General features: G+C 66.8%; 25 protein-coding genes and 2 pseudogenes. 22 read left to right on the plus strand and 5 right to left on the minus strand.

The window, feature by feature from the left end; all coding sequences use genetic code 11:
• Positions 1 to 109: 109 nt before the first annotated feature.
• The 9 genes and pseudogenes from ACFFIC_RS20605 to ACFFIC_RS20645 all read left to right on the plus strand — a co-directional run.
• The gene (locus ACFFIC_RS20605; protein WP_377053846.1) at positions 110 to 955 is read left to right on the plus strand and encodes a helix-turn-helix transcriptional regulator; all 846 of its coding nucleotides are present in this window, start codon (positions 110 to 112) and stop codon (positions 953 to 955) included.
• Between the two features lie 119 nt (positions 956 to 1074).
• Positions 1075 to 4044 carry a xanthine dehydrogenase family protein molybdopterin-binding subunit gene (locus ACFFIC_RS20610; protein ID WP_377053848.1) on the plus strand — a complete coding sequence of 990 codons (2970 nt, stop codon included), beginning with the start codon at positions 1075 to 1077 and terminating at the stop codon, positions 4042 to 4044.
• Complete coding sequence (locus tag ACFFIC_RS20615) at positions 4041 to 4868, plus strand: FAD binding domain-containing protein (protein ID WP_377053850.1); 828 nt, start codon at positions 4041 to 4043, stop codon at positions 4866 to 4868. The genes ACFFIC_RS20610 and ACFFIC_RS20615 overlap by 4 nt, the downstream gene beginning before the upstream one ends.
• Positions 4856 to 5374 (plus strand): (2Fe-2S)-binding protein, encoded by a 519-nt coding sequence (locus ACFFIC_RS20620; protein ID WP_198384832.1) that lies wholly within the window; start codon positions 4856 to 4858, stop codon positions 5372 to 5374. Before ACFFIC_RS20615 ends, ACFFIC_RS20620 begins: the two co-directional genes overlap by 13 nt.
• Positions 5367 to 6911: an AMP-binding protein gene (locus ACFFIC_RS20625; protein ID WP_377053853.1), complete on the plus strand. Its 1545-nt coding sequence runs from the start codon at positions 5367 to 5369 to the stop codon at positions 6909 to 6911. The genes ACFFIC_RS20620 and ACFFIC_RS20625 overlap by 8 nt, the downstream gene beginning before the upstream one ends.
• Positions 6912 to 6935: 24 nt before the next feature.
• On the plus strand, positions 6936 to 7742 hold the full coding sequence (locus ACFFIC_RS20630) for an enoyl-CoA hydratase/isomerase family protein (protein WP_198384834.1): 807 nt from the start codon (positions 6936 to 6938) through the stop codon (positions 7740 to 7742).
• A 147-nt stretch (positions 7743 to 7889) separates the two neighbouring features.
• A complete protein-coding gene (locus tag ACFFIC_RS20635) occupies positions 7890 to 9233 on the plus strand; it encodes an MFS transporter (RefSeq protein ID WP_198384835.1) in 1344 nt (447 codons plus the stop codon).
• A 22-nt stretch (positions 9234 to 9255) separates the two neighbouring features.
• A complete protein-coding gene (locus ACFFIC_RS20640; RefSeq protein WP_377053855.1) occupies positions 9256 to 10068 on the plus strand; it encodes an alpha/beta fold hydrolase in 813 nt (270 codons plus the stop codon).
• Positions 10069 to 10207: 139 nt separating this feature from the next.
• Positions 10208 to 10531, plus strand: a pseudogene (locus tag ACFFIC_RS20645) (transposase); the annotation flags it as partial.
• 86 nt (positions 10532 to 10617) lie between these two features.
• Here ACFFIC_RS20645 and ACFFIC_RS20650 read toward each other — a convergent pair.
• Together ACFFIC_RS20650 and ACFFIC_RS20655 are read right to left on the minus strand one after the other, a co-directional pair.
• Positions 10618 to 11463, minus strand: a complete 846-nt coding sequence (locus ACFFIC_RS20650) for an IS3 family transposase (protein ID WP_377053887.1) — start codon at positions 11461 to 11463, stop codon at positions 10618 to 10620.
• Positions 11412 to 11774 carry a transposase gene (locus ACFFIC_RS20655; RefSeq protein WP_377053857.1) on the minus strand — a complete coding sequence of 121 codons (363 nt, stop codon included), beginning with the start codon at positions 11772 to 11774 and terminating at the stop codon, positions 11412 to 11414. Before ACFFIC_RS20655 ends, ACFFIC_RS20650 begins: the two co-directional genes overlap by 52 nt.
• 51 nt (positions 11775 to 11825) lie before the next feature.
• On the opposite strand from ACFFIC_RS20655, the gene ACFFIC_RS20660 reads away from it, so the two are divergent.
• The 3 genes from ACFFIC_RS20660 (at position 11826) to ACFFIC_RS20670 (ending at position 14088) form a co-directional block, all read left to right on the plus strand.
• Positions 11826 to 12521, plus strand: a complete 696-nt coding sequence (locus tag ACFFIC_RS20660) for a hypothetical protein (protein WP_456306959.1) — start codon at positions 11826 to 11828, stop codon at positions 12519 to 12521.
• Positions 12522 to 12566: 45 nt separating this feature from the next.
• Positions 12567 to 13532 carry an IS5 family transposase gene (locus ACFFIC_RS20665; RefSeq protein ID WP_377053859.1) on the plus strand — a complete coding sequence of 322 codons (966 nt, stop codon included), beginning with the start codon at positions 12567 to 12569 and terminating at the stop codon, positions 13530 to 13532.
• Between the two features lie 214 nt (positions 13533 to 13746).
• Complete coding sequence (locus ACFFIC_RS20670; RefSeq protein WP_377053861.1) at positions 13747 to 14088, plus strand: dioxygenase family protein; 342 nt, start codon at positions 13747 to 13749, stop codon at positions 14086 to 14088.
• 31 nt (positions 14089 to 14119) lie between these two features.
• Here ACFFIC_RS20670 and ACFFIC_RS20675 read toward each other — a convergent pair whose 3' ends face one another.
• Both ACFFIC_RS20675 and ACFFIC_RS20680 read right to left on the minus strand, forming a co-directional pair.
• The gene (locus ACFFIC_RS20675; RefSeq protein WP_377053863.1) at positions 14120 to 14683 is read right to left on the minus strand and encodes an FUSC family protein; all 564 of its coding nucleotides are present in this window, start codon (positions 14681 to 14683) and stop codon (positions 14120 to 14122) included.
• A 194-nt stretch (positions 14684 to 14877) separates the two neighbouring features.
• On the minus strand, positions 14878 to 15750 hold the full coding sequence (locus tag ACFFIC_RS20680; protein ID WP_377053865.1) for a LysR substrate-binding domain-containing protein: 873 nt from the start codon (positions 15748 to 15750) through the stop codon (positions 14878 to 14880).
• Between the two features lie 102 nt (positions 15751 to 15852).
• Here ACFFIC_RS20680 and ACFFIC_RS20685 point away from each other — a divergent pair, with 102 nt between their 5' ends.
• The 5 genes from ACFFIC_RS20685 to ACFFIC_RS20705 all read left to right on the plus strand — a co-directional run bounded on the left by ACFFIC_RS20685 (position 15853) and on the right by ACFFIC_RS20705 (position 20222).
• Complete coding sequence (locus ACFFIC_RS20685; protein ID WP_377053867.1) at positions 15853 to 17004, plus strand: muconate/chloromuconate family cycloisomerase; 1152 nt, start codon at positions 15853 to 15855, stop codon at positions 17002 to 17004.
• A 205-nt stretch (positions 17005 to 17209) separates the two neighbouring features.
• Positions 17210 to 18100 carry a dioxygenase family protein gene (locus tag ACFFIC_RS20690; RefSeq protein ID WP_377053869.1) on the plus strand — a complete coding sequence of 297 codons (891 nt, stop codon included), beginning with the start codon at positions 17210 to 17212 and terminating at the stop codon, positions 18098 to 18100.
• An 83-nt stretch (positions 18101 to 18183) separates the two neighbouring features.
• Positions 18184 to 18459: a muconolactone Delta-isomerase gene (gene catC, locus ACFFIC_RS20695; protein WP_377053871.1), complete on the plus strand. Its 276-nt coding sequence runs from the start codon at positions 18184 to 18186 to the stop codon at positions 18457 to 18459.
• Between the two features lie 13 nt (positions 18460 to 18472).
• Positions 18473 to 19444, plus strand: a complete 972-nt coding sequence (locus tag ACFFIC_RS20700) for a Bug family tripartite tricarboxylate transporter substrate binding protein (RefSeq protein WP_377053873.1) — start codon at positions 18473 to 18475, stop codon at positions 19442 to 19444.
• Positions 19445 to 19511: 67 nt separating this feature from the next.
• A complete protein-coding gene (locus ACFFIC_RS20705) occupies positions 19512 to 20222 on the plus strand; it encodes an IS6 family transposase (protein ID WP_377053875.1) in 711 nt (236 codons plus the stop codon).
• A 53-nt stretch (positions 20223 to 20275) separates the two neighbouring features.
• Here ACFFIC_RS20705 and ACFFIC_RS20710 read toward each other — a convergent pair.
• Positions 20276 to 20449, minus strand: a pseudogene (locus tag ACFFIC_RS20710) (transposase); the annotation flags it as partial.
• 375 nt (positions 20450 to 20824) lie between these two features.
• Between ACFFIC_RS20710 and kaiC the strand changes: the two are divergent.
• The 5 genes from kaiC to ACFFIC_RS20735 all read left to right on the plus strand — a co-directional run bounded on the left by kaiC (position 20825) and on the right by ACFFIC_RS20735 (position 26018).
• A complete protein-coding gene (gene kaiC, locus ACFFIC_RS20715) occupies positions 20825 to 22528 on the plus strand; it encodes a circadian clock protein KaiC (RefSeq protein ID WP_377053877.1) in 1704 nt (567 codons plus the stop codon).
• Positions 22525 to 22863, plus strand: coding sequence for a circadian clock KaiB family protein (locus ACFFIC_RS20720; protein WP_377053879.1), 339 nt, complete (start codon positions 22525 to 22527; stop codon positions 22861 to 22863). Before kaiC ends, ACFFIC_RS20720 begins: the two co-directional genes overlap by 4 nt.
• The gene (locus ACFFIC_RS20725; protein WP_377053881.1) at positions 22860 to 23183 is read left to right on the plus strand and encodes a circadian clock KaiB family protein; all 324 of its coding nucleotides are present in this window, start codon (positions 22860 to 22862) and stop codon (positions 23181 to 23183) included. The genes ACFFIC_RS20720 and ACFFIC_RS20725 overlap by 4 nt, the downstream gene beginning before the upstream one ends.
• Positions 23180 to 24928 (plus strand): ATP-binding protein, encoded by a 1749-nt coding sequence (locus tag ACFFIC_RS20730; protein WP_377053883.1) that lies wholly within the window; start codon positions 23180 to 23182, stop codon positions 24926 to 24928. Before ACFFIC_RS20725 ends, ACFFIC_RS20730 begins: the two co-directional genes overlap by 4 nt.
• Positions 24929 to 25274: 346 nt before the next feature.
• On the plus strand, positions 25275 to 26018 hold the full coding sequence (locus ACFFIC_RS20735; protein ID WP_377053885.1) for a histidine kinase dimerization/phosphoacceptor domain -containing protein: 744 nt from the start codon (positions 25275 to 25277) through the stop codon (positions 26016 to 26018).
• The last annotated feature ends 4 nt before the right edge of the window (positions 26019 to 26022 follow it).

The raw sequence follows: 26022 nt of genomic DNA on the forward strand, positions 1-26022 counted from the left end.
AGCGCCCAAACCAACAATTCTCCCAAGCAAATCAGTGCCCGGGAGGTTGTTCAGACCCGACTAAGCAGTGGGGCTTGCCATTCGGATGTGAATGTCGTACGATATCCTGATGTCGAGCGCCCTTAGAATTGCTCAAGGGAAATTTGGCCGCGTCGCGCTGTTGGACATGAATCGTCCCCTCGTGCGTCACGCTCATCCTCATTGCCACGTCCTGTTGAAGGTCGAGGGTGCGGATACACAATTTTCGGTGCGCGACAATCTCGTTCCTTTGACGAACGAAAGTGCCGTCCTTGTTAACGCGTGGGAACCACATGCCTATGCGCATGACCCACGCCGCCCGCCGACGATCATCCTTGCACTCTACATCGAGCCGCGATGGCTTGCGGAATTCCGGCCGAACTGGACCGCCAGCGGCAGACCCGGCTTCTTTGCTCAGGCCACCGGCGCCATCACTCCTCGCATTCGGGCGCTCGCTGACGACATGGCCCGAGCCATGATCGCCGAGCCGGCGGCGCAGACCCTTCACGAGACGTTCTTGTCGGATCTGATGATCGCGGTGATCGAGCGCTTCACGCCATGGCGCGAAACAGCGGTGTCGCTCAGAAATCTCGCAAAATGGCCGAGCGTCGATCGCCGTATCCGCACGGTCGCCGCCCAGATCGATGCGGACCCAGGCGCGATTCGCCAGATCGATGATCTGATTGCTGCGACTCCTGTTTCGCGTGCGCAGTTCTTTCGCGTGTTTGAAGCCTCTTTGGGCGTTTCGCCCCGGGTCTATCTCAACGCCGCGCGATTGGAGCGGGCTGTCCAAGCTATTTCGGACAGCGAGGCGCACCTGTCGACGATCAGCGATAGCCTCGGCTTCTCCGTTCCCGCGCATTTCTCGCGTTTCTTCCATGACCATGCAGGGTCGTCGCCGTCGGGATTTCGCGCCGTAACGCAAAAGCCCCTTTGATTTTGAGACTCCTCGGTAAGTCGTGAGACCGGGAGGGATCGTGGCACCCTCCTGTCCCCCTAAGCTCGCCTCTCATACGGCATCCCCGACGAGCGGGTGCCTCGGGAGGATACCAAGAGATGACCGCCATTCCGCCATCGGGCGGCTGGACGGGACGTTCGGTGCCGCGGGTCGAGGACGCGGCGTTGCTGACGGGCCGCGGCCGCTACGTGGACGACTTGCCGATCGCGCCTGGAACGCTGCACGCCGCCGTCCTTCGCTCGCCCCATGCCCATGCCATGATCAGGCGCGTCGACACATCGGCGGCCCTCGCCCTGCCGGGCGTCGCTTGCGTCCTGACGGCGGACGAGGTGCGCCGGCTGTCGCGAGCCATGACCGTCGGCGTGAAGGCCGATGTCGAGGCTTGGCCGATCGCCGTGGACCGGGTCCGCTATGTCGGCGAGCCGGTCGCCGTGGTCGTGGCCGCCGATCGCTACGTCGCCGAAGACGCCATCGACCTCATCGAGGTTGGATACGATATTCTGCCGGTGGTGGTCGATCCACGCACGGCGGCGGAGCCGGACGCGCCGACGCTTCATCCGTCCTTGGGCAGCAACGTCATCAACGAGCGCCTGTTTCGCTACGGCGAGCCGGATGCGGCGTTCGAGGCGTCGTCCCGCCGCGTGGCGGTCACCGTCAGCTATCCTCGCAACTCAGGCACGCCGATCGAGACCTACGGCGTCATCGCGTCCTACGATCCGGGCGAGGACGCTTACGACGTCACAGCCAACTTCCAGGGTCCGTTCTCAATCCACGCCGTCGTCGCGCGTGCCCTGAACGTGCCGGGCAACCGGATGCGCCTGCGCACGCCGCCCGATTCCGGCGGATCGTTCGGCATCAAGCAGGGCGTCTTTCCTTATATGATTCTCATGGCGCTGGCCGCCCGCCTCGCCGACCGGCCGGTGAAGTGGATCGAGGACCGGCTCGAGCATCTGTCGGCGTCCGTGTCGGCGACGAACCGCGTCACCACCCTGGAGGCGGCCGTCGAGGCGGACGGACGGGTCACGGCGCTGCGCTGGGATCAACTCGAGGACTGCGGTGCGCATCTTCGCGCGCCCGAGCCGGCTACCCTCTACCGCATGCACGGCAACATGACGGGCGCCTACGCCATCCGCCATGTCGCGATCCGCAACCGGATCGTGCTCACCAACAAGACCCCGACCGGCCTGAACCGGGGCTTCGGCGGGCCGCAGATGTATTTCGCGCTCGAGCGCCTGATGCAGCGGATCGCGATAGAGCTGGGGCTCGATCCGCTCGACGTCATCCGGCGCAACCTCGTGCCGGCGGGATCCTTTCCCTACCGAACGGCGACCGGCGCGCTCCTCGACAGCGGCGACTACCAGGCGGCCCTGACCCGCGCAATCGACCAGGGCGGACTGGCGGGCCTCATTGAGACCCGCCGGGCGGCGCGCGCCGAAGGCCGGCTTTATGGAATCGGCTATACGGCCGCCGTTGAGCCGAGTGTCTCCAACATGGGCTACATCACCGCCGTGCTGTCGCCGGCCGCGCGCGGTAAGGCCGGTCCGAAGAACGGAGCCCAGGCCACCGCGACGATCGCGATCGATCCGCTCGGCGCGGTGTCCGTGAAGGTCGCCTCCGTGCCGCAGGGACAGGGGCACCGAACGGTGCTCGCGCAGGTCGTCGCCGATGCTCTAGGTTTAGAGCCCGGTGCCATTCGCGTCCTTGCCGATGTGGATACGGCGCGCGATGCCTGGTCCATCGCCTCGGGCAACTACTCCAGCCGCTTCGCCCCGGCCGTCGCCGGCGCGACCAAGCTCGCGGCTGACCGGATCGCGGAAAAGCTGAAGCGCGTCGCCGCCGGGCAGCTCAACGTCGCCGCCGGCGAGGTGGACCTTGCGAACGGCCGTGCCCAAGCGCGCGGCAACCCCGAGAACGCCGTATCCTTCGCACGCGTCGCAGCCGCCGCGCACTGGGCGCCGGGTACGCTGCCTGATGGCGTTGATCAGACAATCCGCGAGACGGTCTTCTGGACGCCGGAGCAACTGATCGCACCCGACGACGAGGACGCGGTGAACTCCTCGCTCTGTCACGGCTTCATCTTCGACTTCTGCGGCGTCGAGGTCGACCGGCTCACAGGCGCGGTGCGCATCGACAAGTATGTGACGATGCACGACTGCGGCCGGATCCTGCATCCCGGCATGGTGGCAGGGCAAGTGACCGGCGGTTTCGCCCACGCGGTCGGCGCGGCGCTGCTGGAGGAATACGCCTACGGCCCGGACGGCAGCTTCCTGTCCGGCACGCTGGCGGACTACCTCATTCCCACGGTGATGGAAGTGGCCGAGCCGGTCATCCTCCATTACGAAAGCCCGTCGCCCTTCACCCCGCTGGGAGCCAAGGGCGTCGGCGAAGGGAATTGCATGTCCACCCCGGTCTGCCTCGCCAATGCGGTGGCGGATGCCTGCGACTTCGACGATGTGACGCTTCCACTCGTTCCCGCGCATCTCGCGGACCGTCTTGCCGCCGAGGAGAAGCCCTCTCGCGAAACCCCGACAAGAACGGCCGTGCCCGCTAAGCCCGGCGAGCGCAAGCTGACGGGCGAAGGCTCGGCATTGGTCGCGGCACCACGACAGGCCGTCTGGGACATGCTGCTCGACCCCAAGACGCTGGAGGCGGTGATCCCCGGCGCGCACGGGGTACGCAAGGTTTCGTCCACCCGTTTCCTGGCCGACGTCACGCTCGGCGTCGGCCCGGTCAAGGGACGCTACCGCGCCGAGATCGAGCTTTCGGATCTGGACGAGCCGGGTGCGGTCACCCTGTCCGGGGGCACGGACGGGGCGCTCGGCTTCGGCCGCGGCTCCGGCCGGATCACGCTGGCCGAGACCGCGCCGGACCGGACCACGGTCCACTATGCCTACGAGGCCGTGATCGGTGGCAAGGTCGCCTCCGTCGGCGGCCGTCTCCTCGACGGCGCGGCGCGCGTGGTGATCGGTCAGTTCTTCAAGTCGCTCGCCGCCCATGCGGGAGGCGGGAAAGGCAACGGCTCCGGCTTGCTGGCAAGGCTCCGTCGCCTGTTGGGGAGGGGCGCATGAAGCCCGCACCCTTCGACTTCGTTCGAGCCGCTACCTTGGCCGAGGCACTCGATGCCTTGGCGCAGGCGGGCGAAGATGGGCGGGTTCTCGCCGGCGGCCAGAGTTTCGTTCCAATGCTGAACATGCGCCTGGCGCGGCCCAGCGTCCTCGTCGACATCATGGGCGTTGCGGACTTGCGCGGTCTCGAGGTCGCGAAAGGCGCGCTGCGCATCGGTGCCGGCGTCAGGCAGGTCGAACTGACGCGCTGGGCCGATCTAACCGCCCGGCTCCCGCTTCTGGCCGCCGCCGTTCCTTACATCGGGCATGTCCAGACCCGGTCGCGCGGAACGGTGTGCGGATCGCTCGCCCATGCCGATCCGAGCGCCGAGCTTCCCCTCGCGTTGATCGCGCTGGAGGGGGAGATCCACCTACGCACGAAAAAGGCGCACAGGACCGTCGCCGCGCGGGACTTTTTCCTCGGAATGATGGCGACTGCCCTTCGGCCCGGCGAGATGATCGAGGCGGTGTCGTTTCCGCTACGGCGCGCGGGCCAAGGATTCGGGTTCCGAGAAGTGGCCCGCCGGCACGGCGACTACGCCGTGGTCGCCTGCGCGGCGGTGGCCGGACCGCAGGGCATTCGGCTGGCCGTCGGCGGGGTCGGCGACGTGCCGACGCTGCGCGAGCTTCCCGATCCCGCGAGCGGCGATCTCAACGAGGCCCTTAACGACTTCGCTTGGTCGCTCGACGCGCGCGAGGACCTCCATGCCACTCCGAGATACCGGCGCGAACTCGTGCGCCGCCTCGGCCGCGATGCCATCGAGGAGGCGCTGAGATGCCGAAGCTGACGAAATCCGAACGTTATCCCGTCCGTTTCACCCTCAACGGCCGACCCGTCGAGGCCTGGGCAGAGCCCCGTACCCTCCTGACGGACGTCCTACGCCACGGGCTCGGATCCACCGGCACCCATGTCGGCTGCGAGCACGGCGTCTGCGGTGCCTGCACAGTCGAGATCGATGGCGAGCCGGCCCGCGCGTGCCTAGTTTTGGCGGGTCAGGTCGACGGTCAGGCGGTCCGCACGGTCGAGGGGCTGGAGCCCGAAGCCGGACGCCTGTCGGTGCTCCAGGACGCGTTTCGCCGGCATCATGGGTTGCAATGCGGGTTCTGCACGCCCGGCATTCTCATGACCCTCGATTGCCTGTTCCGCGCACGACCGGACGCGGACGAGGCGGAAATCCGCGATCACCTGTCCGGGCATCTGTGCCGCTGCACCGGCTACGCGCCCATCATGCGCGCGGCGCTGGATGCCCGAGACAGGTTCAACCAAGCACGACGGGAGGAAACGCATGCTTGATCTCGGGACCAGCTTTCTCGCGAGCGTCGAGCGCGATCCGGGCGCGGTGGCGATCGTCGACGGCACGACGCGACTGACCTATGCCGAGTGGCTTCCTCGCATCGTCGCACTGGCGCAGGGCCTCACGGACCTGGGTCTCCAGCCGGGCGACCGCGTCTTGACCCTCCTGCAAAACCGCTGGGAGAACGCTACCCTGCACTGGGCCTGCCAGTTCGCGGGGTTGATCGTCACGCCGCTCAACTGGCGCGCGAAGGGCGACGAGATCGACTACGCGCTGGAGGATTCCGAGGCGCGCATTCTCGTCTACGAACCCGTGTCCTTCGATGCCGTCAGCGCCAGCACGCGGGCACAGGATGCGATCCGGCTGCCGGTCGAGGACGGGAGCGGCGGTACGAGCGTGGCCGGACTGATGGCGGACGACGGGGCGGCCTTCGAACCCCGCGCGTCGGCGCAGGACTGGTCGCTGATGCTCTACACGTCGGGCACCACGTCGCGGCCGAAGGGCGTGCCGCGCCGCCACCACGCCGAGCGCGCCGGCGCGCTCGCCCATGTCGCGCAGAACCTCTACCGGCACGGCGAGCGCACGCTCGGCGTCATGCCGCTCTACCACACGATGGGCGTGCGCTCGCTGCTCGCCACCTCGCTGATCGGCGGCGCCTTCGTCTGCCTCCCCCGCTTCGACGTGGAGGGGGCACTGCGCGCCATCGAGGAGAACGGGATCACCAATCTCTATCTGGTCCCCACCCTCTACCACGACATCGTCCACCATCCGTCCTTCTCGTCCGGCCGCGTGCGCAGCGTCACCAAGCTCGGCTTCGCCGGCGCTTCCATGACCGACGGCCTCATGCGGCGCCTTCGCGAAAGCTTCCAGCCCGAACTCTTCGTCAACCACTACGGCTCGTCCGAGGTCTACACGTTCACGATCGACCAGAAGGCGCCGGAAAAGCCCGGTTCGGCGGGCCGCGCGGGCATCAACCAGATGATCCGTGTGGTGAAGCTCGGCGAGCGTGACGCCTCCCGACGCGCGGCCCCGCAAGAAGAGGGCGAGATCGCCGTGCTCCTGAAGGGGGACGAGAGCTTCGAAGGCTACTGGAAGCGCCCCGAGGCCGACGCCAAGGCGATCCGCGATGGCTGGTACTTCACGGGTGACATCGGCTTCCTTGACGAGGACGGTGACCTCTTCGTCACCGGACGCACAGACGACATGATCATCACCGGTGGCGAGAACGTCTCGCCGGTCGAGATTGAAAGCTGCCTGTCGCTCCACCCCTGCGTCGACGAGGTGGCGGTGGTCGGTCTTCCCGACGAGCGCTGGGGCAAGGTCGTCACCGCCTTCGTGAAGCGTTCGGGCACGGTCGACGAGGCCGAGCTGGACGAGCACTGCAAACACTCGGGCCTCGCCAACTTCCGGCGGCCCCGCGCCTACGTCTTCGTGAACGCCATCCCCAAGAGCCCGGTCGGCAAGCTGCTGCGTCGCCTTCTGGTGGCCGGGGAATACGAGCCCGAAACCCCGGCCGCGACGCGCGCCGCCTCCTGACATCCCACTCGAAGGATCATCCCCATGAGCGAACCCTATCGCTTCGACCATCCCGAGCTCCGATCCCTAGACGGTTTCGCGGTCACGATCGACCCGACCCACGAGCGGGCCGACATCGTGCTCGATCGTCCCCCTTACAACGTCGTGTCGATGGCCGCGCGCGACCAGCTCCGTCTGGCATTCGAGGCGCTCGACGCCGATCCGCGCGTGCGGGTAATCGTCCTGTCGGGCGCCGGCGAGCATTTCTCCTCGGGCGGCAACATCAAGGGCTTCCTGGAGGCGAGCCCCGAGCATGTCTCCAAGCTCGCCTGGAACGTGGCGGCGCCGGCGCGCTGCGAAAAGCCCGTGATCGCGATGAACCGCGGCTACTGCTTCGGCGTCGGCTTCGAGCTGTCGCTCGCCTGCGACTTCCGTGTGGCGTCCGAAACGACACTCTACGCCCTGCCCGAGCAGAAACTCGGCCAGATCCCAGGCTCGGGCGGATCGGCGCGCCTCCAGAAGATCGTCGGCGTCACGCGCACCAAGGACATCGTGATGCGCTCCAAGCGCATTTCGGGGTCCCAGGCGCTCGACTGGGGCATCGCCACCGAATGCCACCCGGATGATGCGCTGGAGGCAGCCGTCGCGGCGCTGGTCGACGAGTTGCGCAGCTTCTCGCCGCTTGCCCAGCGCACCGCCAAGAAGCTCCTGAACGACAGCGACGACGCGCTTCTCTCCACTGCGATCGAGCTGGAGGGTCTGAACTACTCGCGCCTTCGGATGTCGGACGACTTCCGGGAAGGCGTCGAGGCCTTCCACGCCAAGCGCCGGCCGACCTTCAAGGGGGTCTGAGGCGGCGAAGCCGACACGGCTTTCGACCCTCGGCGGCACCGACATCGCAGACACCTCGTCCCTGGCTCGCCGCCGGGCCGGGATAGGCATGCCCGATTTCATCGACGCCGGCGGTCAAGACCGGCACAAACGTGGAGGAACCCGATCATGACAACCCTTGAACAGGCGGACCAACCCGCCGTCGCGACACCCACCCGACGGCAGACCATCACGGCGGCGTCCGCGTCCCTGTTCGGGTGGGGACTCGATCTCTTCGACCTCTTCATTCTGCTCTACGTCGCCCCGATCGTCGGGCGACTGTTCTTCCCGTCCGAACAGCCGATGCTGTCCTTGGCCGGCGCTTATGCGTCCTTCGCCGTCACGCTTCTGGTGCGTCCGCTGGGCTCCGCGATCTTCGGGTCCTACGCAGACCGATTCGGTCGCAAGCGAGCGCTGATGGTCGCCGTCACGGGCGTCGGCTTCTCGACAGCGATCTTCGGACTCCTGCCGACAGTGGGACAGATCGGCTGGTTCGCTACCGCGCTGTTCCTGTTCTTCCGTCTCGTACAAGGCATCTTCGTTGGTGGCGTCGTCGCGTCGTCTCACACGATCGGTACGGAAACGGTGCCCGAGCGCTGGCGCGGCTTCATGTCAGGGGCGGTCGGCGGCGGCGGCTCGGCCATCGGCGGCCTTCTGGCTTCGCTGGTGTTCTTCGTGGTTTCGCTCTTGTTCCCCGGTGACGCGTTCGCCGAAACCGGCTGGCGCGTGATGTTCTTCTCGGGCCTCCTGACCTCGGTGGTCGGCCTCGTCATCTTCCGCAACCTCGAAGAGTCGCCGCTGTTCAAGCAGCTTCAAGCGAAGAAGGCGCTGAAGAACGCGACGGCGCAGAGGGATGCCTCACCGGTCCGCACCCTGTTCTCCCGCCCGCAACTCAACGGCTTCCTTCTGACCCTGCTTCTGTCCTTCGGTGGCGGTTCGGCCTACTATCTGACGTCCGGCTACCTCCCCACCTTCTATAACGTCGTGAACGGGGTCCCCGGATCGTCCGCCTCGATTATGCTGATCCTGGCCAATGTCGGCGCGGCGCTAGGCGCCTGCGGGGGCGGCGAACTCAGCCAACGCATCGGCCGTCGTCCCGCCTTTATCTGGATGGGCGTGGTGCGGCTCGTCGCGTTCCCGCTCCTGTTCCTTCTGATGGGAAGCACCACCGGACTGTGGACCATCGCCCTGTGCGGGTTCGCGCTCTCCTTCCTGGCGAACGCCAGCTACGGTCCGCTCTTGATCTACCTGAACGAGCGCTTTCCCACCGCCATCCGCGCGACCGGAACGGGCCTGTCGTGGAACATCGGTTTCGCGCTGGGAGGGATCTTGCCGACCTTCGTGTCCCTTGCTGCGGGCGGCCCGTCCGGAATCCCAATGACGCTGGCCATTTTCACGGTCGCCGTCACGCTGGTGTATCTTCTGGGCGCCGTGCTCACATCCGAAACGCGCGGCAACCTGGAGCGGATGTAGCCTTCCGCCCTTGCCTGAAGCCATGGACAAGCCCGAGCGGAGAGCCATGGCTTCAAACTCTACCTTCATTGAGATCGACGGAACGGCCATCGAACTGCGTAAGGTCGCAGGCGTCGGGACGCCAATCCTGCTTCTGCACGAGGCACTCGGCTCCGTTTCGCTTTGGGGTACGTTTCCCGAGCGTCTCGCAGCTGCATCCGGCTACCCTGTGATCGCTTGGTCGCGCCAGGGCTTCGGGCGATCCGATCCATTACCCGAACGGCCCGGGGTGGACTTTCTGGACCGGGCGGCGGACCAGACCCTGGCCTTCATGGCGCGGTTGGGAATCGACCGTGTCCATCTCCACGGCCACAGCGACGGGACGGCGATCGCCCTTCTCGTAGCCGCCAGAGCCCCGGACCAAGTCAGAAGTCTCGTTCTGGAAGCCCCGCATGTCAGCGTCGAGATCGGAACGCTGAAGGCCATCGAGCAGATGCGCGACCGGTTCGCGAGCGGCGATCTGCGCGAGCGACTCGCGCGCCATCATGACGATCCGGACACCGTCTTTGAGAATTGGGTTGGTATCTGGCTGGACCCGCGCTTCCGGGACTGGTCGATTGAGACGCGGCTCCGGCAGGTGCGTACACCGACCCTGTTGATACACGGCCGGGATGACGTCTACTTCAGTATCGATCAGCTCGACCGCATCACAGCTGTTATTCCAAGTGCCAACGCGGTGGTCCTTCCGGAATGCGGACACTCACCCTTCCGTGACCAGCCAATTCTCGTAGCAGAAATATCAGGAAAATACGTCAAAACTGCTGACGTGGACGATGCTCGGGCGCATGGACAGTGATCTGTGAGCATCTCGGGCCCTTCGGATATTCCGTTTGTTTCTCCTTCTCGTAGATCGGATGAGATGGTCGAATGCTAGGGCCTGTCATCGCGTGAACGTCTGAGTGTGGTGGTCGTTTAGCGTCTCAAGGAGAGACGCGATGCTAAGCGACGAGCAATGGACGGTTTTGGAGCCGTTGGTCGAAGCGTGCCGGCCGATCGGCAAGACACCGCCGCAGGATCTACGCCGGACGTTGAGCGCGATCCTCTGGCGTCACCAGAACGGGGCGAAGTGGCGGGCGGTGCCGGTTGAACTTGGACCGTGGTGGCGCGCGGCGCAGGTGTTCATGCGCTGGGCTCGAGCCGGTGTCTGGGAACGACTGCTCAACCTCGTTCAGGAGCGTGGCTTGCGGCTCGGTATGGTGTTTCTGGACGGGACCAACATCCAGGCGCACCACAAGGCAGCCGGCGCGGCGCGAGGGGGGATCTCAATGTCATTCGGCGTGCAACTTTGACCCCGTAGTGGGGGGTATTGGAGTGAACCCCTGGAGCTGGACCGGGCGGGTCAGAACTAAGCCACGTGCGGGACCAGCTGGCTCTCGAACTCGTCGGGCGATTGGTAGCCAAGGGCGGAGTGGAGCCGCCTGGCGTTGTAGACCTCCTCAATGAACCTCGGCAAACGCTCCGCGACGTCCTGGAACGTCTCGTAGCCGCCGATGTAGACCTCCTCGACCTTGAGCGTCTTCATGAAGCTCTCGGCCTGCGCATTGTGGTACGGGTTGCCGACGGAACTCATCGAGCCCTGCAGCCCGGCGTCCGCCAGGGCCCGGCGGTAGGTCTCGCTGGCGTACTGGCACCCGCGGTCAGTGTGGAAGATGCACCCGGCCGGAGGATGGCGGTTCTGCACGGCCGATCGCAGGGCAGCCAGGGCCAGGGGGGTGTCGATGGTGCGCGAGATGGCATAGCCGACCACCTTGCGGCTGCAGGCGTCCAGGATCGCGGCCAGGTAGCAGAACCCCGACGCGATCCGAATGTAAGTGAAGTCGCCCACCCATACCCGGTTCGGCTCTGCCGGGATGACGTTCTGGTACAGGTTGGGGAAGACCGGGTTGTCGTGCTTGCTGTCTGTGGTGCGTACATGCCGCCGTCGTGGCTTGATCCCCATGCCCTTCGTCCGCATCACCCGGGCGATGCGTTTATGGTTGATGAGGTGTCCCCGTCGCCGGAGTTCCTGGGTCACTCTGCGGTAGCCGTAGCCCGGCAGCTCATCCTGGACGGTGCCGATGAGTTCCTCCAGTTCGCAATCCGTCAGCGCGACAGCGCGCTCATGAGCTTGGTAGTAGTAACTGCTGCGCGGGAGGGCGATCACTTGGCACCCCCGTCGGATGGAGCAGGCCTGGGGCCGGTGATGATCGATGAGATCTCGCTGTCGCTCACGAGGCGCAGGCGCGGCACTTTTTTTATAATGTCCAGTTCCATCGTCAGCTGGCCGACCTTGCGCTCCAGCGCGGCGATCCTGGCCTCGTACTCCGCGACGACCGAGGCCTCGGCCTCCTCGTTGGTGAGCTCCCCCCGGTCGTACTGGGTCAGCCAGAGCTGGAGCAGATTGGTCGACAGGTTGTGGTGTCGGGCCGCATCACGGCGTCCGATGGCGCCGCTGCGGATCTCGTGACAGAGTTGAAGCCTGAATTGCGGCGTGTGACGCCGATAGGGGCCTCGGGATGACATGACCTTCTCCTGATCGAAGGTCCAGACAGCGTATCAGTTCCGGGTGCCCCAGTGGTCCAGCTCCAGGGGTTCACTCCAATCAGGGGTCAGTTTTGCAGGCCGTTTGACAGCCGCACGCCCAATCTCTCCGACGAGAAGCGGATCGCCGCCCAACGCCTTGCCTGCGAATTGATCGAGCGGCTAGAGCCGCTGATCGATCTTGGCATTGGCTACATTTCGCTCGACCGCAGCACGCCGACGCTCTCCTCCGGAGAGATGCAGCGCTTGCGGCTTGCCACGCAATTGTCGTCACAGCTTTTCGGCGTGGTCTATGTGCTTGACGAGCCTTCGGCAGGGTTGCACCCGGCAGATGGCGAAGCCTTGCTCACCATCCTCGAGCGTCTCAAGGCGGCGGGCAACTCCCTGTTCGTCGTTGAACATGATCTCGACGTGATCCGCCGCGCGGAATGGCTCGTCGATGTCGGGCCCGGAGCCGGGGAAAAGGGCGGTGAAGTCCTCTACAGCGGGCCGATAGAGGGGCTTGCCGACGTCGAGACTTCGATCACCCGCCGCTACCTGTTCGCAGAGCCGCTCCGCAGTGAGCGCACACCGCGCGATCCCAAGGCATGGCTACGCCTGGAAGGGATCAGGCGGAACAATCTCCATGGTCTCGACGTAGAGTTTCCCATCGGCTGCTTCACCGCTGTCACCGGCGTTTCGGGATCGCACTGTGGTGCACGGATCGGTCTGGCGGTCTGGGTGGATTAGGTTCCTGAGAGGGCGACGACTCGTCATCCTCCAGGAGAGCGCAGCTTGCCGTTCAAGGCCAATGCCGACCGCCGTCACCGTATTCCGAAGCAGCAGTTCCGGGCGACGAACTGGGCGGAATACGATGCGGCCCTGCGCGGGCGTGGCAGTTTGACCGTGTGGTTCACGGATGCGGCGATCGCGGCCTGGAAGGCCGAGCCCCGGACCACGCGGGGCGGGCAACGACGCTACTCGGCGCTGGCCATCACCACGGCCCTGACGCTTCGGACCGTGTTCCGCCTGGCCTTGCGTCAAACTGAAGGCCTGATTGGCTCAATCATCGCCCTGCTCGGTCTCGACCTGGCCGTGCCGGACCACTCAACCATGTGCCGCCGGGCCGAGACGCTGGAGGTGCCGCAGCGCCAGTCCGGCACCCGTCCCATACACCTGATCGTCGACAGCACGGGGCTGCAGCTATGTGGACCGGGCGAGTGGCTGGTCGAGAAGCACGGGAGCAGGACGCGCCGGTCGTGGCGCAAGCTGCACATCGGCGTGGATGCCGACACAGGGCGGATCGTCGCGTCCACCCTGACGATGAGTGACGTCGATGACGCCTCGCAGGTTGGGCCTTTGCTCGACCAGGTCGCGGACCCAATCGCCTCGTTCACGGCCGATGGCGCCTACGACCAGGACGCCGTCTACTGTGACGTGGCGGCGCGGCATCCCGATGCTGCTGTGATCGTGCCACCACGGTCCAGCGCGGTGCCGAGCGCCACGGCCGAGACGGCGCCGACCCAGCGGGACCAGCATCTTCGGGCCATTGCGAAGCGTGGGCGCATGGGTTGGCAGAAGGCCTCAGGCTATAACTGGCGTGCCCTGGTTGAGGCGGATATCGCGCGCTTCAAGCGGGTGATCGGCGGTGGACTGCACTCGCGCACCGACGGGCGCCGCACGACAGAAGTAGCCATCGCCGTCCGCGCCCTCAACCGCATGCTCGAACTCGGACGGCCGGAGTATGTCCTCATCATGTGAACGCGGGCCGGCTCGGGGCCTACTGCGCCTGCAAGGTGGTCCATGCAACGCAGTCCATCGCCGCGACCACCTCAGCGCCAGCGAGTACCGTGCCGCAAGGGCGCGCGCGTTCGAGGTATGGTCCGACATCAGCGGGGTCGCCGCGCGGGCCTGATCGCCGTTGATCCCATTGGCGATCAATAAACCTCGCTGCTTCACAGCCGGCAAGTTGACGGTGCCGGCGCCCCTGCGCGAGGACGGGGTACTGATCGTCGGCAGCGGCTCCTTCACCCACAACCTCGATGCTTTTTTCGGCGGCGCCCCGGACGCGTCGGAGCCGTCCTGGGTGACGGCCTTCGCGGGCTGGATGGATCAGGCCATCCTCGAGGGGCGACGGGGGGAACTGCTGGGCTACCGCCTTCGAGCGCCCTTCGCCCGGGAGAACCACCCCACCGAGGAACACCTGCTGCCGCTCTTCGTCGCCCTAGGCGCGGCGGGACAGGCATCGCGCGCCGAGTGCCTGCACCGCAGCGCCGACGCCGGGGTGCTTCGCATGGACGCTTACGCCTTCAGCTGAGCGGCATGGACGGACGCTGCATCGCTCCGGATCACGACCATTGACCGGCGGGGGAGGACTTCCCTGCACGCTTTCCGCCGGCGGACGCGAAGAATGATGCATGTGCGCCAAGATCCCGAACGGCACGGTCGATCAGCGACCGCAACTGTGTGATCACGCCCTCCTCAGGTCCGGACAGGTTTCCCAGGGTGACCGCGTGGTCGCGAAGCTTGGCCGCCATCTCCGACGGGCCCTGCATCGGGGCGGCGATGAGGAGAGCCTTCTCCACCCTCTCCCGCAGGTCAGGCGACGCCGACGCTGCGCTCCGAATCTGAACGAGATGAAAGGCGACGCGGCCAAGAGAAAGGGCCGCCAGCGCGTCCTCCGCATGCTTGATCTGACCCTGCGCCAGGACGGCAAGCCGGAAGACGAGGTATCGGAGACGCGAGAGGTGGCGATCCGCCAGGGCCTCGCCGCCCGGGCGGGCAATGGCCGCGATCTCCCGCAGCACAGCGCGACGCAGGTTCTGGCGCCGCTTTCCGGGGTGCATCGGCAGGATCCAGCGAAAGCTGACATAGCTCAGGGCAATGCCACAGAGCAGCATCGCCTCATGCACAGCGCCATCCCGGCGCCTCTCGGCAAAACTCCAAACTCCACCCTAGCGCCAGCCGTCCTCGACCGTGGAAATTCTTCGGTCGACCAGATCTGGCTATCGCCTTCCCGACTGCGCTGCACGGAGGCGGAAATGCAGCTCTCGGCCAAGACCACCCGTCCAGAACGCTCAATCTAGCTGGACACCCGCGGCCTCAATCAGCCGCGGGTTGAGGGCTTCTGCAGCAGACGTGCGCGGACCAAACCAGAAAATGCGCGTGCCGCTGCCGGCTGGTACCGGCTGCGGTGCCATATCAGCGCGGCGCTGCGGATGGGGGGCGGGTCGGCAATGGCTCGGCAGTCCAGGCCCTGGTTCTCGACTGACCGGGCAGAGAGCACCGTGCCCACGGCCCCGCTGCGGACTAGGGCGAGGATTGAGCCGATCGCGTCCACCTCCGCCACGATATTCGGCTTCCATCTGCCCTGCAGGGCGGCATCGATCATACGTCGCGTGGCGAAGCGTGCCGGCAGGAGCGCCAGGGGAATGGCTTCGGGCGGTGCGCGGGACCAGCGGCTTCCCCGGGCGGTCACGAGCACCAGGGCCTCGTCGAAGAGGGGAAGGCAGTTCAGGTTCGGATCGCCGGCGGGTGCGAAGGCCAGGCCAAGATCTAACCCGCCGTCCAGCAGCCCGGTCTCGATGGCGCCCGCGATCATCTCCCGCGCCTCCACCCGGATGCCGGGGTGGGTGACCAGGAACTCTGCAACCAGCCCAGGCATGAGGTTGGCGTGGAAGGAGTGGATCACGCCGAGGCGCAGCGTGCCGCTCTCGGCCCGCTCCTGCTCGGCTATAGCAGCCTGCGCCGCCTCGGCCTCATTGATGATGCGCTGGGCAAAGCCGCGCAGCAGGCGCCCCGTATCCGTCAGCCGCAGGCCGCGCCCCAGGCGGTCGAACAGGGTGGTGCCGAGGCTGCGCTCCAGCGCCGCCAAGTGGTGCGAGAGGGTCGCGGGGGCCAAATCCAAGGCGGCAGCCGCGCGGCCCAAGTGCTCGGTCTCGGCGAGGGCAAGAAAGAGGCGGAGCTGGTTCAGGTCCATTCGAAGAACTCGAACGTTGTGTTCGAAGCTTGAGTATTGATCGAAAGCAGCCTTTTCACCAGTCTCCAGCTCAATCAACGTAACAGGCCAGGAGGATCCGCCATGCCGCGCATGCGCCTTCCTATCGAGCGCATCGAGGCGATCCCCGCCCGCGTTCCCACCATTCGCCCGCACCACCTGGCCTTCGCCACAGTGGACGCCATGGACGTGGTGATCGTCCGCGTCACCGCCGGCGGCGTGGAAGGCTATGGCGAGGCCAGCACCATCGGCGGCCCGCGTTGGGGCGAGGAGAGCCCGGAGGGGATCGCCGCCATCGTCGGCACCTACCTGGCCGAGGCGATGCTGGGGAAGGACGCGGCCCAACTTAACACGGCGGAGGCCCGCATCGCGCGCGCCGTGCGCGGCAACCACTTCGCCAAGGCCGCCCTCTCCATGGCCCTGCACGACGCGGTGGCGCGGGCGGAGGGCATCCGCCTGGCCGACCTTCTGGGCGGGCCGCAGGCCACCCATCTCCCCCTCGCCTGGACCCTGGCCAGCGGCGACACGGCGCGCGACATCGAGGAGGGCGAGCAGATGCTGACGCTCCGGCGGCACCGCGACTTTAAGCTGAAGATCGGCGCCCACGCGCCGGAGCAGGACGTGGCGCATGTCGCCGCCATTGCCCGCGCCTTCGAAGGCCGCGCCTCCGTCCGCGTGGACGTGAACCAGGCCTGGGACGAGCCCACCGCCGCCCGTTTCCTGCCCGCCCTGGCCGATGCCGGAGTGGTGATGGCGGAGCAGCCCGTGGCGGGCTGGCACGTGCCCGCCATGGCGCGGCTGCAGCGCGCCAACCCGCGTCTGGCGATCATGGGCGACGAGGGCGTGGCCACGCCGCAGGACGCGCTGCGGCACGTGACGGAAGCCGCCTGTCACGCGGTGGCGCTGAAGCCCGCTAAGCACGGCGGCGTAGCGGGTACCCGGGCCGTGGCAGCCATCGCCCGCACGGCGGGGCTGGGCCTCTACGGTGGCACCATGCTGGAGGGGACGATCGGCACGCTTGGCGCGCTGCACCTTTACAGCACCTTCGGCGACTATGCCTGGGGTACGGAGCTCTTCGGCCCGCTGCTGCTGCGCGACACGCTGGCCACGGGCGAGATTGAGTTCCGCGACTTCGCCATCCACCTGCCGGAGGGCCCGGGCATCGGCACCGATCTGGACGGGGACAAGCTCGAGCACTTCCGCACGGACCGGAACCGCACGTTACTGCCGGTCTGACTCTTCCGGTCAGCCCGCCGCGGGACAGGGGACGAGACCTGTGGCGCCGCGTCGCGGCACGGGCCAATTTCTCCCCCTGTAAGCCGGTCGACCGACGGGAACAGGACCTGCGCGGCGGGCCACGGAGGCCACGTCACTCAACCGTCGCCTCCCCTTTGTACGGGAAACGGCCGCGAACGAGCCAAGAAAGAATGGGAGAGAGCACATGAATGTCGATTTCGTGGACAGCGCCGCAGTGCAAGATCTGCTCGACCGCGCCAGCGGCGTGAGGACCGAAGGGGGTGATGCGCGGATCAAGGCGATCACGCGCGACCTGATCGAGGCGGTCATGCGCGCAATCGTCAAATACGACATCGACGAGAGCGAGTTCTGGCGCGCGATCACGTTTTTCCAGAATGGCGCCCCGGAGTTCGGCCTGATCGCGCCGGGCGTGGGGATCGAGCACTTCCTCGACCTCTACATGGACGCGAAGGATGCCGATGCGGGCCTGACGGGCGGCACGCCGCGGACGATCGAGGGACCGCTCTACGTCGAGGGCGCTCCGCTGGTGGAGGGCGAGGTCAACCTGACCGACGATGCCGATGATACGGGCACGCTGATCATGAACGGCTCCGTGCGCGGGCCGGACGGCGAGCCGGTCGGGAACGCCATCGTCCATGTGTGGCACGCCAACTCTAAGGGCTTCTACTCCCACTTCGACCCGACAGGCGAGCAAACGCCGTTCAACAACCGCCGCCGCATCCGGGTGGATAGCGACGGGCGCTACTCCTTCCGCTCCAGGATGCCCAACGGGTACAGCGTGCCGCCCGGCGGCGCGACCGATCGGCTCATGTCCACGCTGGGGCGCCACGGCAACCGCCCGGCGCACGTCCACTTCTTCATCGAGGCGCCGGGCTATCGCACGCTGACAACGCAGATCAACTTCGGCGACGACCCCTTCGCCGCGGACGACTTTGCCTTCGGAACGCGCGAGGGGCTGCTGCCCGTTCCGAACCGCCAGGGCGACAGCGCATCCATCGCGTTCGACTTCAGGCTCCAGCGCGCGACGACGGAGAAGGACGAAGGCTTCTCCTCGCGCACGCGGGCCACGGCCTGAAGCGCGGACGGTCGAGGCGGGGGGCAGAGGCGGGGACCGCTTCGTCCTGCTCGCCCGGCACACCCGTCACGAGAGGACGAGACATGCTGTTTCACGTCACCATGCAGGTGAACCTGCCGCCCGACATGCCGAAGCCGGAGGCGGACAACATCAAGGCGTGCGAGAAGGCCTATGCCCAGGACCTTATGCGCAAGGGCAAGTGGCCACATATCTGGCGCGTGGCCGGGCGCTACGCCAACGTTTCCATCTTCGACGTGGCCGATAATGACGAGCTGCACGCCCTGCTCTCCGGCCTGCCGCTCTTCCCCTGGATGGACATTCAGGTGACGCCGCTCGCGCAACACCCCTCCGCGCTTTGAGAAAGGCCGCAGCATGAACCGCCGCACCCTCCTGCTCGGCCTCGCCGCCGCGCCGTTCGCCCGCCCCGCCCTGATACCCGCCGCTCAGGCCCAGGGATGGCCGACGCGCCCCGTCCGCATCATTGTCCCCTTTCCGCCCGGCGGCGCGATCGATGCGATGACGCGCCTCATCGCCCCCGTGCTGGCCGACGCGCTGGGCCAGCCGTTCGTAGTGGAGAACCGAGCGGGCGCCGGCGGCACCATCGGCACCGAGGCCGCGGCGCGTGCCGGAGACCAGGCCACCCTGCTCATGGTCTCCATGGCCCAGGCGGTGAACCCCGCCCTCTACCCGCGCCTGCCCTACCACAACGCCGACCTGGTGGCGGTCGCGCCCGTGGCCGTGGTGCCGAACATCCTCGTCGTGCCCGCCGTCTCCGCCATCAGGGACGTGCCGGGGCTGATCGCGGCGGCGAAGGCTAGGCCGGGGCAGATCACCTACGCGTCCGCCGGCAACGGCACCTCCATCCATCTCGCGGGCGCCCTGTTCAGCGCCCTCGCCAAAGTGGAGCTGACCCACATCCCCTATCGCGGCTCGGGACCCGCCATCGCGGACCTGCTGGGGAACCGCGTGGATAGCATGTTCGACAGCATCACCTCCTCCGCCCCGCACATCTCGGGCGGGCGGCTGCGGGTGCTGGCGGCCACCACCTCAAAGCGCGCCCAGGCCTATCCGGACCTGCCGACCGTGGCCGAGGCCGGGGTGCCCGGCTACGCCGTGGATCCCTGGTTCGCCATGATGGCGCCGAAGGATTTGCCGGAGGCCGCGCGCAAGCGCGTAGAGGCCGCCGTGCTGGCCGCGATCCGCGACGGCGGTATCCGCGAGAAGCTGGCCGCGATCGGCGCCGAGCCAATGGACGGTGACGGCAGCAGCCTGGCCCGTCTGATCGATGCTGAGACGGTGAAGTGGGGCGGCGTGGTGAAGGAGGCCGGCATTCGCGCCGATTGACGCACTTCGGCCTCCTCTGGGCCTTGTCAGGTTGGCGGCCTAATCGGGCAGTGGCAGGGTCCTTAGTATGCCGACCTCGCTCAATCCCTTCCGCCGCTTCCGGTACCCGGCCGAGGTCATCCAGCATGCGGTGTGGCTATACCACTGCTTTAGCTTGAGCCTGCGCGACGTCGAGCTGATCCTGGCGGCCCGAGGCATTGTGGTCAGCTACGAAAGCATCCGTGAGTGGGGCCTGCGCTTCGGCCGGCTGTTCGCAAACGAGCTGAAGCGACGTCGGCCACGGCCTGGCGATAAATGGTACATGGATGAGGTGTTCATCCGCATTCGCGGCAAGCAGCACCTCCTCTGGCGTGCGGTGGACCAGGACGGCAACGTGCTCGACGTCCTGTTGCAGAGCCGGCGCAGCGCCAAGGCCGCCAAGCGGTTCTTCCGCAAGCTGCTGAAGGGGTTACAATATGTCCCGCGGGTGATCGTGACGGATAAGCTGAGGAGCTACGCCGCAGCGAAGCGCGACATCCTGCCCGGGGTGGAGCACCGACAGAGCCGGTATCTCAACAACCGGGCCGAAGTGTCGCACCAGCCAACGAGACGACGAGAGCGGCAGATGCAGCGGTTCAAGTCAGCGCGCCACGCCCAACGTTTCCTCTCCACACACAGCCGGATCCACAACCATTTCCAACTCCGTCGTCACCGCCTGACCGCTGACCAACACCGCGAAGCCCGCAGCGCCGCTTTCGGCACCTGGCGAGATGTGACCGGAGTTGCATCCGCCGTGTGAGGCCATCACCAGCCGTAAGCCCGCGACGTCGCCGTCGTCGCCAACCTGACAACGCCGTTCCGCTGGTTCACCCGCTCGGCGCTGCGCTCGCCATGGGCGGCGCCACAGGCCCCCTCGGCATCCAGCTCCATCAGCCGATGGGCCGCAAAGCCGATCATCTCCCGCAGAAACGTCGCGTCAGAGCCCTTCTCCAAAAGCTCCCGAAGAGCAATCCTGTCGTCGGTCATCGTGGTCTCCATGGTTCAGGTCAGGTCTCGACAACCCAACCCTATCGAGGATCACCACGATGGCCGCCCCAAACCGGGCGGCCGCCTCCTACACCACCAACGGGGGCACGACCCTTCGCGGTACGAAATGCAATACATTGCAATAGAATGTACTTAGCCAAAGATCGGTATGAAGACGCCTACTACGGTGAGGATTGAGATTGAACAGCTCTCGGAAGCGCGCTTTCGCGCCCGCGAGGAGAATCGTACCCTCACCAACTTCATCGAGACGGTGCTTCGCTAGAGGGTCGCCGGATCATCATCCCCCAACCCCCTCGCCCCCTCGCGAAGCCAGACGACCCTCTGCTGCCGCACGCACCAAGGATAAGACCCCCGATGTCGCCCGATGCGGCCCACGAGACCTCATTTCAAATCGCACTGCCCAAGGCACCGACCGGCATTGGCGGCTTCGACGATATCACCCTCGGCGGCCTGCCCGCCGGGCGCCCGTCCCTGGTCTGCGGCGCGGCCGGGTGCGGCAAGACCCTCTTCGCCGTGACCTTCCTCGTGAACGGCGCCACCCGCTACGGCGAGCCCGGCGTGTTCATGAGCTTCGAGGAGCGGGCGGAGGACCTGGCTGCCAACGTCGCCTCCCTCGGCTACGACCTCGACGGGCTGGTGACGGACGGCCGGCTAGCGATCGATCACGTGCGCGTCGAGCGCAGCGAGATCGAGGAGAGCGGCGAGTACGACCTTGAAGGGCTGTTCGTGCGCCTCGGCTACGCCGTGGACAGCATCGGCGCCAAGCGCGTGGTGCTCGACACCATCGAGACCCTCTTCTCCGGCTTCACCGACCCCGCCTTGCTGCGCGCCGAGCTGCGCCGCCTGTTCGGCTGGATCAAGGACCGCGGCCTGACCGCCGTGATCACCGGCGAGCGGGGGGAGGGACAGCTCACCCGCCAGGGATTGGAGGAGTACGTCTCGGACTGCGTGATCCTCCTCGACAACCGGGTGGAGGAGCAGATCACCACGCGCCGGCTGCGCGTTGTAAAGTATCGGGGCTCGGCGCACGGAACCAACGAGTACCCCTTCCTAATCGACGACGACGGCATCAGCGTGCTGCCCGTCACCTCGTCGGGGCTCGACCGCCCGGCCTCGAGCGAGGTCGTCTCCGCCGGCGTGCCGGGGCTAGACGCCATGCTCCGCAGTGGCGGCCTATATAGAGGATCCAGCATCCTGCTGTCGGGCGTGGCCGGCACCGGCAAGACCACCTTCGCCAGCCACTTCGCCGATGCTGCCTGCCGCCGCGGCGAGCGCTGCCTCTCCTTCGTGTTCGAGGAAAGTGCACAGGAGATCTGCCGCAACGCCCGGTCCGTCGGCCTCGACCTACAACAGTGGGTGGAGGCCGGCCTGCTGCGCTTCGGGGCGGCGCGCCCCAGCCTCTACGGGCTGGAGATGCACCTGGCGCGGATGCACCACGACATCGACCGCTTCGAGCCCGACGTGGTGGTGGTGGATCCGATCTCCGCCTTCCGCGGTCCCGCCAGCGAGGTGCACGCGACGCTGCTGCGGATGATGGACCTGCTGAAGGCGCGTGGCATCACCGCCCTGTTCACCAGCCTGCGCAACGACGATGCCTCGGCGGACGGCGCTGACATGGGCTTGTCTTCCCTGATGGACGCCTGGATCAGGCTGGAGGACGTGGAGGCGAGCGGCGAGCGCAACCGCGCTCTCTACCTCATCAAGGCCCGCGGCATGAGCCACTCCAACCAGGTGCGGGAGTACCGGATCACCGATCGGGGGATCGAGCTGATCGAGCCCTATATTGGGCCGGAGGGGGTGCTGACCGGCACGGCCCGTCTCACCCAGACCGCGCGGGAAGCGGCAGCCCAGGCCCGACGTCGCCAAGAGGTGGAGCGCCGCCGGCGCGACCTCGCCCGCCGCCGCGAGGCGCTGGAGCGCCAGGTGCAGGAGATGCGCTCCGCCCTGGAGACGGAGGAGGCGGAGGCGAACCTCCTGCTAACCGAGGAGGACGCCCACGAGGCCGTGCTGGCGAGTGACCGCGTGGCCGTCGCCACCCTGCGGGGTGCTGCGGAGTGACCGGCCTCGAGGAACTGCCCGAGCGGGCACCGGATGGCGATCCCGATCCCGGCCACTACCACCTCCGCCTCTACGTGGCGGGACAGACGGTGAAGTCGCTCGCCGCCATGACCAACCTGAAGCGCGTCTGCGAGGAGCACCTCGCCGGGCGCTACGAGATCGAGGTGATAGACCTGCTGGTGAACCCCAGGCTCGCTGCCGGCGACCAGATCCTGGCCATCCCGACCCTCGTCCGGCGGTTGCCCGCCCCCCTCAAGCGGATCATTGGCGACCTGTCCAACACGGAGAAGGTCCTGGTCGGCCTCGACATCCGCCCGTTGGACAGGGCCTCTTGAGCGAGGCCCGCCCCGGCCCGGTCGAGGAACCGACCTATCGGCTCCGGCTTTTCGTGGCGGGTAACACCGTCCGGTCGCGCCTCGCAATCGAGAACCTGCGCCTCTTCTGCACGAAGTATCTGGCCGGTCGGTTCGATCTGGAGGTGGTTGACATCCATCAGCAACCCGAACTGGCCGAGCGGAACCAGATCGTCGCGGCGCCAACCCTTCTACGGATGGAGCCGCTACCGATGCGTCGCATCGTCGGTGATTTGTCGCAAACCGAGAGGCTCCTTCGCGGCCTGGATGTGGTTCCGACGCCCGGCGAGGTAGCACCATGACCGACACCTCCGCGACCACCCGGGAGGCGGTCTTGCTCGGGCGCGTCGCTGAGTTGGAAGCGCAGCTGCACGACAGTGAGGAGACCCTCGATGCTATCCGTCGCGGCGAAATTGACGCGTTGGTTGTAGGAGGGCGTTCTGAGGAGCAGCAGGTTTACACGCTCGACAGCGCCGACCGTCCCTACCGCGTGCTGATCGAGCAGATCCAGGAGGGTGCTGTCACCCTCGCCGAAGATGGGACGATCCTTTACTGCAATCGCCGCCTTGCCCTGCTGCTCGGTGCTGCGCAAGAACGGGTGATCGGGCAATCCCTGCGGCCCTACGTCGCGCCGGGTCAGGAAGTCGCCTTCGACCGCCTCCTCGGGGAGGGCCGGCAGGCGCGGAGCCGAGGCGAGCTCCTTCTCCGCACTACAGCAAAGACGGAGATATCCGTCCTGATCTCCCTCAGTCCTCTCGACGGTAGCGACGGCTCGACGCTGCTTTGTGGGGTGCTGACGGACCTCACAGAGCAGAAGCGCCGCCTGGAGGAGATGGCCGAAACCAATGCTCGCCTGGAGGGGGAGATCGCGGAGCGCGTGCGGATTGAGGAAGCCCTACGTCAGAGCCAGAAGATGGAGGCCATCGGGCAGCTCACGGGCGGGGTGGCGCACGATTTTAACAACTTGCTGACCGTGATCCGCTCCTCCGTAGACTTGCTCAAGCGGCCGGGGCTCCCGGAGGAACGCCGGGCCCGCTACACGGCCGCCATCTCGGACACGGTCGAGCGGGCAGCCAAACTCACCCGTCAGCTCCTCGCCTTCGCCCGTCGCCAAGCCCTCAAGCCGGAGATCTTCGCCGCCTGCCAGAGTGTGCGGATGATTGGTGAGATGATGGGGACGCTGACCGGCTCCCGCGTGCGGATCGTGACCCAGTTGCCCGAGCGTCAGTGCTTCGTGAACGCCGATCCGAGCCAGTTCGACACCGCCCTAGTCAACCTCGCGGCCAATGCCCGCGACGCTATGGAGGGTGAAGGACAGCTCACCATTACCGTGCAGACAGTCGAGGGGATGCCGGCCATTCGCCTGCATCCGGCGATTCCGGGCTCGTTCGTCGCGGTGTCGATCGCCGACACCGGCTGCGGCATCCCGCCCGAGCACCTGGACCAGATCTTCGAGCCGTTCTTCACGACGAAGCCGACCGGGCAGGGGACCGGCCTGGGGCTGAGCCAGGTCTTCGGCTTCGCCAAGCAGTCCGGCGGCGAGGTGATGGTCGAGAGCCGGCTCGGCGAGGGCACCACCTTCACGCTCTACATGCCGCTCGTGGCCGAGGCGGGGAGACCGGACGAGAACAGTGAACCGGCCCCCCTGGTGGACGGGCACGGCACCTGTGTCCTCGTGGTCGAGGACAACGAGGCGGTCGGCGCCTTCGCCACGGACGCCCTGACGGAACTCGGCTACCGGCCCGTCCTCGCCGCCAGTGCGGAGGCGGCGCTGGCCGAGCTGGCCAGGGATGCCGACCGGTTCGACGTGGTGTTCTCCGATGTGGTCATGCCGGGAATGGGGGGCATTGAGCTGGGGCAGCGCATCCGGCGGGACCACCACGACCTGCCTGTGGTACTGACCTCGGGCTACAGCCATGTCCTCGCCCAGAACGGCACCTATGGCTTCGAGCTATTGCACAAGCCCTACTCGATCGAGCAGCTTTCTCGCGTGCTGCGGAAGGCCGCGACTTGGCAGCGCCGCCGGCGCATCCTGAGACAGTCCTGATCGTCGATGGTGTCGCCGTGGGCCTGCTCTCCACCCGAACTGCGCCAGCCCTGATTGAGGACGCCGTGGACGCCTTCGACCCCGCTGATTCGTTGATCCCATTGGGTAAAGGCCGGCTTAGCGGAGCAGTACTGCCCCGGAACGGGCAGCATTTCAGAGCCGTGTGCTCCGTGGTCAGCAGGCGGAAGCCATTGCGGGCGGTGGAGCCGGCGCGGGATCGGACCATCAAGGATTGCCGGCCCAGAATGGACCGCGGGGTACGAGGGCCGGTAATGAGAGCTTTCTCGAAGGCGAGCGATAAAGGCTGACGAAGATGGATTGGGAACGGTGGCGAAGGCGTGCCTCAGTGCTGAGATGGCACCGGCCGCTCGCCTACGGCATCGCGCTTCTGGCCGCGCTGATCGCCTCCGTGCTCCGGTACTGGCTCGATCCCGTGCTCCCGCCAGGGTTTCCCTTCCTCACCTTCTTCCCGGCCGTCATCGTCACCGCGTTCGTCGCGGGAACCGGACCGGGTGTGGCCTGCGCCGTGCTGTCCGGGCTGGCGGCCTGGTACCTGTTCATCCCCCCGGTCAATAGCTTCGCCCTCGAGGCCCAGTCGGCCGTCGCGTTGCTGTTCTACGCCGGCATCGTCGGTGTCGACATCGTCCTCATCCACCTCATGCAGCGGGCGGCAGGGCGCCTGGCCGAGGCGCAGGTGGTGACGGCAGGACTGCTCCAGCAGCAGCGGCTGATGTTCCAGGAGTTGCAGCACCGGGTGGCGAACAATATGGCCTTCGTCTCAAGCCTCCTGAACCTTCAAAAGCGCAGGGTCATGGCGAAGCCAGAGACGGCGGTCGGGGCGCTTGATGAGGCCTCTACGCGGCTGAACACGATGGCCAGGATCCACCGCCGCCTTTACGATCCAGCCTCGGTCGAACTGCCCGTCGGACAGTACCTCAAGGACATCTGCACCGATCTTTGCCAGGCGGCGGACGCGCACAACATCGACGTGCTGGTAGACATGCCGCCAGTGCGGCTCGACATCTCGCGGCGGCATTGTCACGTTGTTTGGGGACCGAGCAAGTTTGACCGCGAGGCGGAGTTTGCGTGACCTT

Source organism: Muricoccus vinaceus (assembly GCF_042433125.1).
Taxonomy (GTDB): Bacteria; Pseudomonadota; Alphaproteobacteria; order Acetobacterales; family Acetobacteraceae; genus Roseomonas; species Roseomonas vinacea.